Genomic DNA, 484 nt, shown 5'->3' with positions numbered 1-484 from the left:
AGCCGGAGCTCACGCGGCGGGCACTGCTGTATAAGGAGTCAGGATTCCGTATGGTCGTGGTTTTGCCCGACAAAATTGACGGACTACCTGCAGTGCTGGAGAAAGCGGCCGAAAAGGGTCTACTTGAAGACGTATTTAACCTATCCCCCGCCGGCAGAGACATCGAATTAGAGATACCTAAGTTCGAAATACGCAGTGGATTGGACCTTAATACTATTTTACCTAAGGTTGGGGTGTCAAAGATATTCCAAGAGCCAGCACCTGGCATTGTTAAGAATGACCAAGTTGTAGTCTCTAGAGCTTTCCAAGAAGCTTTCGTGAAAGTCGACGAAGAAGGCGCTACTGCAGGAGCTTTTACAGGGTTGATTGCCGTGCCGACATCTTCGCTATCCAGACCGCCGCCATCTCTACCGTTCAAAGTAGACCATCCATTCCTGTTCCTAATTCTTCACGAAGACAAGATACTCTTTGCTGGGACACACAC

1 protein-coding gene is annotated in these 484 nt (G+C 49.0%); it reads left to right on the top strand.

Features of this window, described 5'->3' with window-relative positions; translation table 11 throughout:
- Positions 1 to 56: 56 nt before the first annotated feature.
- On the top strand, positions 57 to 484 hold a 428-nt coding region (locus F0U47_RS22705; RefSeq protein ID WP_246159721.1), incomplete at its 3' end, for a serpin family protein.

Origin of the sequence: Nocardioides antri (genome assembly GCF_008373765.1) — a bacterium.
GTDB classification, from domain to species: Bacteria; Actinomycetota; Actinomycetes; order Propionibacteriales; family Nocardioidaceae; genus Nocardioides; species Nocardioides antri.
The sequence above is the reverse complement of the archived record's forward strand: the minus strand, read 5'-3'. Positions and strand labels throughout refer to the sequence as shown.